Genomic DNA, 7,947 nt, shown 5'->3' on the forward strand with positions numbered 1-7,947 from the left:
GCAAGGTCGGCGCTGACGCCGGGTCCGCCGACAGCGACGGCGTAGGGATCGTCACCACGATTCGATGCGCAGGCTGACGCCAGAACGGCGGTCGCGGCGAGTGCCACGATCAGCTTCGTGGACTTGTTGGGCTTCACGGTCGGAGCTCTCCTTCTCACTGACAGACACCGAGAAACAGGGGTGAAACCCCTGTTCCGGTGCGCTCGGTGCCCGTAGGTAATCAGCGTTTAAAACGGTCCGAATGTGCCTTCCCGGTGAGTGAGACCAAAAAGTGAGGTCCCACACAGGGTTCCGATTTCGTGGCGCTGAACACATCGCGAACGGCAGCGCCGCAGCCCACGCGCGGGGACGTACTCCGCGGAGCCCCTGTTCGCATCCCGTTCGCTGTACTTTTACGCGTTCGATACGCACAATTCACGTTGTGACCGCAGAGCTCGTAATCCTCCTGGTGGTAGTTGTCACCGCCCTCGCGTTCGATTTCACGAATGGTTTTCACGACACCGGTAACGCAATGGCCACCTCCATCGCGACCGGAGCACTCAAGCCCAAAGTTGCGGTCACACTTTCCGCGATCCTGAACCTGGTCGGTGCGTTCCTGTCCGTCGAGGTCGCTGCGACCGTGGCCAAAGGCGTCGTCAACCTCGGCGCGGTCAGTGGGCAGGATCTGCTGCTGATCGTCTTCGCCGGTCTCGTCGGCGGAATCATCTGGAATCTGGCGACCTGGCTGCTCGGATTGCCGTCGAGCTCCTCACACGCACTGTTCGGCGGATTGATCGGCGCCGCAATCGCCTCCATCGGTATGGGCGGCGTCGAGTGGGGTGGAGTTCTGACCAAGGTCGTCGTCCCCGCGATCCTCGCGCCGGTCGTCGCGGCCCTGGTCGCAGGCGTCGGTACCAAGCTCGTGTACCGAATCACCGCATCCGTCAAGGAAGACGAGCGTGAGCGCGGTTTCCGTTTCGGCCAGATCGGCACCGCCTCGCTGATCTCACTTGCGCACGGCACCAATGACGCCCAGAAGACTATGGGCGTCATCTTTTTGGCCCTGGTCGCTCACGGCACCATCACCGCCGAGACCGAGATGCCGTTCTGGGTGAAGTTCACCTGTGCCGTCGCGATCGCTCTCGGCACCTACCTGGGCGGTTGGCGCATCATCCGCACCCTGGGCAAGGGCCTTGTCGAGATCGCCGCGCCGCAGGGTCTGGCAGCCGAAGCGTCGTCCGCCGCCATCATTCTCACGTCGAGCCACCTCGGACTCCCCCTCTCGACCACCCACGTCGCCACCGGATCGATCCTCGGTACCGGCATCGGGCGCAAGGGCGCCGAGGTCCGCTGGGGCGTCGCAGGCCGGATGGCCGCCGCCTGGTTGATCACCTTGCCGTCGGCTGCAGTGGTCGGCGCCATCTGCTGGGCACTCGCGCATCTGATCGGCGGCCTGGCCGGCGTGCTCGTCGTCTTCGCTGCCCTCATCGCGTTCGCGATCTTCATGTACCTGCGTTCGCGTAAGGAACCCGTAGACGCCGCCAACGTGACCGCCGAATGGGACGAGAATCCGGATGCGACGGCTCGCGAGATTCCGACTGCTGATCCCACTCCGTCCACCGAACCCACTCGCAACTCCTGAAAGGGGCGCAAGAGAATGCATCTACTCACCGATACCCTCGATTCGCTCTGGCAGGTAGTGGCAGTCGGACTGCTCTTCGGAGCCGGACTGCCGGCGATCTTCGCCTTCGGCCTCAAGTCGCTGAGTCTGCCGAACGCCGACGGCACCGAAGGACCGTCCACCCTGGGTAAAATGGGTGCGTACCTCTGTTTTGCGGTCGTGCTCGTCACGATCTTCGCCGGAATTCTGTTGTTGATGAAGAACTTCTTGGCCAGCACGTTCGGAATCCACGTCTTCTGAGTGGTCGTCGCGGCGCACCACTGAAACCACCGAAACGAAAATGAGGCCGAGGATTTGAGCAAGTATTCATTGCGCAGCGTGCTCGACTGGCTGCGTGCCGGGTATCCCGAGGGCATCCCGGACAAGGATCATTTTGCGCTGCTCGCCGTTCTCCGTCGTCGTCTGACCGACGAGGAGATCGAGCAGGTCGTTTCGATGTCCATCGAGTCGGCACACGAAGTGCCGGACCGCCACGTCGACTACGACACCATCCGCGCCATCATCGAGGGAATCCTCAACGAGGAGCCGTCCGAGGACGACGTCGATCGTGTCACCGAAAGGCTGCGCGCAGGTGGGTGGCCGGTCATCGAAGACGTGGACACCGACAACGAAGTTCGAGACGTGAGCTGACGTCATGGCCCTTCCGCCCTTCCTCACGTCGATAGTCGGCTGGTTGCGGGCCGGCTATCCCAATGGCGTCCCCGAGCAGGACTACATCCCACTTTTCGCGCTCCTCACTCGCAGACTCTCCGAAACCGAGGTCGACGCCGTCGCCGACGCGTTGATCGAGGACGGCGATCTGCCCATCGAGAAGACCGACATCCAGGTCCTCATCACGAAGATCACCAACGAGATGCCACTCGAAACCGACGTCGACCGCGTACGAAGCCATCTGGCTGCCGGTGGTTGGCCGCTGGCCGGGCCGGACGTCCGGTGAACGTTCTTCGCACACTGGCCGTTCCACAGGGTGAGGCGGTCTTCGAGGTACTGCCTGCCATCGCGCAGATCCTGGACGGCGTGCACGACGCCGTGCTTCCCGTCCCGGCGGCCGACGCACGCGAGACGGCCCGACTGAGCGACGCTCTGCACCCCGATCAGCCCATCGACGACGGCATCTCGCTGGTGGGCGCCACGTCGGGGACCACCGGAACCCCGAAGGGCGCGATGCTCGCCGCGAGCGCACTGCGAGCCAGCGGCGACGCGACCCATGAACGCCTCGGCGGCACCGGATCCTGGTTGCTGGTTCTCCCCCCGCACCACATCGCCGGGATGCAAGTTCTGTTGCGCAGTGTCCTCGCCGGAACACAACCGGTGATCGTCGACGTCAGTGCGGGTTTCGACCCTGCAGCATTGCCGGGCGCTGTCGCCGCGATGAGCGGACCGCGCCGCTACACCTCGTTGGTGCCGACGCAGTTGGTCAAGGCACTCGGTGATCGCGCCGCGGTCGAGGCTCTGGCTTCGCTCGACGCGGTTCTGCTCGGCGGCGCTGCTACTCCCGCACCGGTACTCGCGCAGGCCACCGAAGCGGGCATCACCGTCGTCCGCACCTACGGGATGAGCGAAACGTCCGGCGGTTGCGTCTACGACGGAATCCCGTTGTCCGGAGCACAGATTCGTATCGACGACGGGCGAGTACTGCTGGGCGGTCCGATGCTCGCGTCCGGGTACCGCGGGCTTCCCGACCACCCCGCTTTCGCCGAACCCGGATGGTTCCGGACCGACGACGCCGGAGCTGTGGTCGACGGGGTCCTTCGCATCAGCGGCCGGTTGGACGAGGCAATCTCCACCGGCGGGCTGACCGTCGTACCGCAGGTGGTCGAGGCCGCGCTGGCCGATCACCCCGCCGTTCGCGAGTGCGCGGTGATCGGCATCGAGGACCCGCGGCTGGGGCAGCGGGTGGTGGCCGTCGTCGTACCCGAGGGCGAAGCTCCGACGCTCGACGAACTACGCGCACATGCTCAGCGGACACTCGACGTCACCGCAGCGCCGCGGGAACTCTTCGTCCTGGACGCGCTCCCCCTGCGCGGACCGGGCAAGCTCGACCGCGCCGCCCTGGTGGCTCGGTTCAGCTAGCAGCCGCAGCACCGACCTCGCGCGCTGTGCAAGTAACCGCAAGTTCCACGCAAGGTCCATGCAAGATCGGTCTGCCAAGCTTCATCCCATGAACCACACAGCTTCGCCTCTTGCCATCGAGGCCGACGGACTCGTCAAGAAGTTCGGCGAGCACCGCGCGGTCGACGGCGTCAGCCTCACCGTCCCCACCGGCTCGGTGTTCGGCGTCCTCGGGCCGAACGGCGCCGGCAAGACCACCACCGTCCGCATGCTCGCCACTCTCCTTCGCCCCGACGGCGGTGAGGCGCGCATCTTCGGCCACGACGTCAGCCGTGAACCCACCGCGGTCCGATCCCTGATCGGCGTCACCGGTCAGTACGCCTCCGTCGACGAGGATCTGACGGCGACCGAGAACCTCGTGATCTTCTCGCGGCTGCTCGGCCTGAGCCGCCGCGATGCGCGCACCAAGTCCCTCGAACTCCTCGAGGAGTTCGATCTGGTCGAGGCCGCGACCAAACCGCTGAAGAACTTCTCCGGTGGCATGCGTCGACGCCTGGATCTGGCGGCAAGCCTGATCGCGCGCCCGCCGCTGCTGTTTCTCGACGAGCCCACCACCGGCCTCGATCCGCGCACCCGCGCCCAGATGTGGGTGACCATCCGGCGACTCGTCGCCGAGGGTTCGACGGTGTTGCTCACCACGCAGTACCTCGACGAAGCCGATCAACTGGCCGATCGCATCGCGGTGATCGACCGCGGCCGCGTGATCGCCAACGGCACCGCCGACGAACTCAAGGCTTCGGTCGGGATCTCCTCGCTCCAACTCAAGCTGGTCGATCGTGATCGCACCGAGGAGGCTCGCTCGCTCATCGCCGCTGCGCTGAGCGTCGAGGTGGGTGTCACTCCCGAGGTCGGGCGGATCACCGCCCCGCTCAGCGACCCGTCGATCACGGCGGACCTGTTGATCCGTCTGCGTGAGCAAGGTATCGCCGTCGACGAAATCAACGTACAGAAACCCAGCCTGGACGAAGTGTTCCTGACCATCACCGGGCACCAGCCCGAAGACGGTGGGCGCAACGACGCCCAGTCCGACAACGACTCCGATCGGAGCGTCGCATGACAACCACCCTCACCAAACCCCGGTCGCCGATAGCCCAGCCGGATGCCGCACCCCGCCGCATCAGCCTGCAGCAGAGCTTCGCGAACACGTTCACGATGGCGTACCGCGGAATTCTCAAGATCAAGCACAACCCCGAGCAACTGTTCGACGTCGTCATCCAGCCGATCATCTTCACGTTGATGTTCACCTACATCTTCGGCGGCGCGATCGCCGGTGACGTGACGGCATATCTGCCGACGATCATCCCCGGCATCCTCATCCAGACCGTCATCACCGGTTCCATCGTCACGGGCACGCAGCTTCGTGAGGACATGGACAAGGGCGTGTTCGACCGCTTCAAGTCCCTTCCCATCGCTCGTATCGCCCCGCTGTCCGGTGCATTGCTCGCCGACGTCGTGCGCTACGGCATCGCCACGACCATCACGTTCATCGTCGGTTTCGCGATGGGTTACCGCCCCGCAGGCGGCGTGGTCGGCATTCTGTCTGCCGCGATCCTGGTCATGGTGTGCGCGTTCTCCATCAGCTGGATCTTCGCTCTCATGGGCGTGCTGATGAACAAAGCGTCCACGGTGCAGGGTGTTTCGATGCTCGTGCTGTTCCCGCTGACGTTCCTGTCGAATGCGTTCGTCGATCCTGCCACCATGCCGAGTTGGCTTCAGAAGTTCGTGAACGTCAATCCGGTCTCACACCTGGTGACCGCGGTTCGCGAGCTGGCCAACGACGGCCACTTCGGTATCCACGTCGTGTGGTCGCTGGTGGGCGCCGCGGTGATCGTTGCCGTCATGGCACCTTTGACCGTGCGGATGTACATGCGCAAGACATAAGTCCCGCACCATCGTCCAGACCTAATCCAGCACCGGTCCGCGAAGCGCAGCCAACACTGCTTCGCGGACCGCTCTGCGTGAGTAACCCGATACCTTCTCGGTTTCCACAGACCACCTGTCGGCTCCCACCAGACCAACCGCGAAGTCGGAGAGGCGCGCGTGATGGAGCGAGACGAAGTCTTGTCTCCCCGGCATTTTCAACGACAAAGCCATCAGTTCGACTCCGCGTTCGATGTTGCCCGTGACAAGATCGAACGACCCGATCGCCGACGCCAACGAACCGGCGAGTGGCAGGTCCGCGTAACCGTTGGGATCGAGCTTGAGAGCACTCGACTCCTTCATCTGCAGAACGCGGCCCGCCACCAGTTCGTGCCGGCCGTGAACTGCGTGAGCGCACACAGCCGCGGCACCGAGCAGAACGACGAAGGGATCACCGAAGATGTTCTCGATCGCAGAACCCAACAGCTCCAGCGCTTCTCGATACCGAGCCAAGCCCTCGTCGATACGGCCGTCCGCGAGATCCGCCTCGGCGATACTCGCTATGAGCGCCGCGCGCCGTTGATCGGTTTCGATGGCCCCGGTCCCACCCGAATGCGCCAATGCCGGACGTGCACGATCGAGAAGCACCCGACCACCAGCGGTGTCACCGGCCGCGATCATTGCTCCGGCTTGAAAGCAGATGAGCTGCATCGCCTCGTCACGCGCACCGAGGCGTTCCATCGACGCCGCCGCGATCGCGTAGAACTCGATGGCCTCGCCATAGCGGGCGGATTGGCTGTGAACCGACCCGACATGTTGGGCCGCCATCGCCAGACCCCACTCGTCACCGATGCTGGTGGCGTAGTCGAACAGAGTCTCCCCGTCCAGCAATGCACCGCGCAGATCTCCGATGTTCTCCCGCATGTTCGAACGCGCGGACAACGCCGCCATGCGGGTCTCGGGATCGGAACTGCGAACGCCTTCGGCCACCAACCGCGCAAGTTTGTGGTTGGCGATCCCACTCGTGGTCAGCTTGATCAGAAATGCGAACAACGGACCGAGATCATCGCGCTCACGCAACAGCTTTCGAAGTCGGATCCGCGCACGGGCATGGTTTCGATCGGCCTCTCCGAAGAAGAGATGCATCGCCACCAGGATGAACGTAGCGCCCACCAGTTCTGCATTCACGTCGCGCAGATCGTTGTCCACGGTCGCCCCGACGATCTTCGACGCCCAGTTCGAGATTTCCGAGTTCGATCCTCGTACGGCCCACAGAATCGCAAGGACGGGGAAGACGTTGGCTACGGTCACCGCGTCGCCGCGTTCCACGGCCCAGCGCAGTACAGCCAGAAGGTTGTCGTGCTCGGCGTCGAGGTCGGCAATCAGACGGAGCTGATCCGTCCGTGCACGCACGACGGCATCCTCGGCGATCGCAATCGCCCAGTCGTCGAGGCGCCGAATCACTTCCGGTCCCTCCCCGGACGCGGCGAGTTGCTCCTCGCCGTATTCACGGACAGTCTCGAGCATGTAGTACCGAAGATCTCCCTGCCCGTCGCTGACGGAAAGAAGTGACTGATTCACCAGCGCTTCGACGGCACTTGCCACATCGGTCAACTCGCCCCACCCGGCAACGGCCTGCGCCGAAGAAAGGGTGAAGCCGGCCGGGAATCGGCACAATCGACGCAACGCAATCTGATCCCCGCTGCCCAACAGATTCCAGCTCCAGTCGATCACCGCGTGCAGGGTGCGATGCCGATCCGGAGACGTCGGATCATCGGAGCGCAACAACGCGAACCTGTCTCGCAGTCTCGAACCGATTTCGTCGACGCTCATGGTGCGGACCCGCGCGGCAGCGAGCTCGATCGCCAGCGGGAGTCCGTCGAGCGTCGTACACAGCTTGACTACCGCGTCGACGTCCAGATGAACAGACGGCCGCACCGCACGGGCTCTCGCCGAGAAGAGTTCGACTGCCGAGCCGCTTCCGTCGTCGATCGCCAACGGCGGCAACGGGTACACCGCCTCGGCACTGATCATGAGCGGAGAACGACTGGTGGTCAGAACCGTCAGCTGACGACCGGCCGCGATCATCTCGGCCACGATCTCCGAACACGCGCCGATCACGTGCTCACAATTGTCGAGGATGAGCAACATCGGACCGGCGGACAGCGCCTCTTTGAGTCGCTCTCTCGCCGAATGCGTTCGGCCGACGGTCAATTTGCCTGGCGCCAGATCGGATTCGCTGATTCCGAGGGTGCCTCCGATGGCCGCGATGACATCTTCGCTGCTGCGCAACGACGCCAACTCCACGAGGACCA

8 protein-coding genes are annotated in these 7,947 nt (G+C 64.3%); 7 read left to right on the plus strand and 1 reads right to left on the minus strand.

Annotation, left to right across the window (positions count from 1 at the left end):
• The first annotated feature begins 421 nt into the window (after nucleotides 1-421).
• The 7 genes from A2J01_RS27175 (at nucleotide 422) to A2J01_RS27205 (ending at nucleotide 5,653) form a co-directional block, all read left to right on the plus strand.
• Nucleotides 422-1,621, plus strand: a complete 1,200-nt coding sequence (locus A2J01_RS27175; RefSeq protein WP_007728486.1) for an inorganic phosphate transporter — start codon at nucleotides 422-424, stop codon at nucleotides 1,619-1,621.
• Nucleotides 1,622-1,636: 15 nt separating this feature from the next.
• Complete coding sequence (locus A2J01_RS27180) at nucleotides 1,637-1,900, plus strand: hypothetical protein (RefSeq protein ID WP_003942079.1); 264 nt, start codon at nucleotides 1,637-1,639, stop codon at nucleotides 1,898-1,900.
• Nucleotides 1,901-1,954: 54 nt separating this feature from the next.
• Entirely contained in the window at nucleotides 1,955-2,290 is a 336-nt protein-coding gene (locus A2J01_RS27185) for a DUF3349 domain-containing protein (protein WP_003941853.1), read from the plus strand.
• Nucleotides 2,291-2,294: 4 nt separating this feature from the next.
• Nucleotides 2,295-2,597: a DUF3349 domain-containing protein gene (locus tag A2J01_RS27190; protein ID WP_003941976.1), complete on the plus strand. Its 303-nt coding sequence runs from the start codon at nucleotides 2,295-2,297 to the stop codon at nucleotides 2,595-2,597.
• Nucleotides 2,594-3,733 carry an o-succinylbenzoate--CoA ligase gene (gene menE, locus A2J01_RS27195; RefSeq protein ID WP_064113977.1) on the plus strand — a complete coding sequence of 380 codons (1,140 nt, stop codon included), beginning with the start codon at nucleotides 2,594-2,596 and terminating at the stop codon, nucleotides 3,731-3,733. Before A2J01_RS27190 ends, menE begins: the two co-directional genes overlap by 4 nt.
• An 88-nt stretch (nucleotides 3,734-3,821) precedes the next feature.
• Nucleotides 3,822-4,829, plus strand: coding sequence for a daunorubicin resistance protein DrrA family ABC transporter ATP-binding protein (locus tag A2J01_RS27200; RefSeq protein ID WP_003941960.1), 1,008 nt, complete (start codon nucleotides 3,822-3,824; stop codon nucleotides 4,827-4,829).
• Nucleotides 4,826-5,653, plus strand: coding sequence for an ABC transporter permease (locus tag A2J01_RS27205; RefSeq protein ID WP_064113976.1), 828 nt, complete (start codon nucleotides 4,826-4,828; stop codon nucleotides 5,651-5,653). The genes A2J01_RS27200 and A2J01_RS27205 overlap by 4 nt, the downstream gene beginning before the upstream one ends.
• A gap of 21 nt (nucleotides 5,654-5,674) precedes the next feature.
• Here A2J01_RS27205 and A2J01_RS36630 read toward each other — a convergent pair.
• Nucleotides 5,675-7,947: ATP-binding protein (locus tag A2J01_RS36630; RefSeq protein WP_064113978.1), on the minus strand; the 2,273-nt coding region annotated here is incomplete at its 5' end.

Origin of the sequence: Rhodococcus sp. EPR-134 (genome assembly GCF_001647205.1) — a bacterium.
Lineage (GTDB): Bacteria > Actinomycetota > Actinomycetes > Mycobacteriales > Mycobacteriaceae > Rhodococcus_F > Rhodococcus_F qingshengii.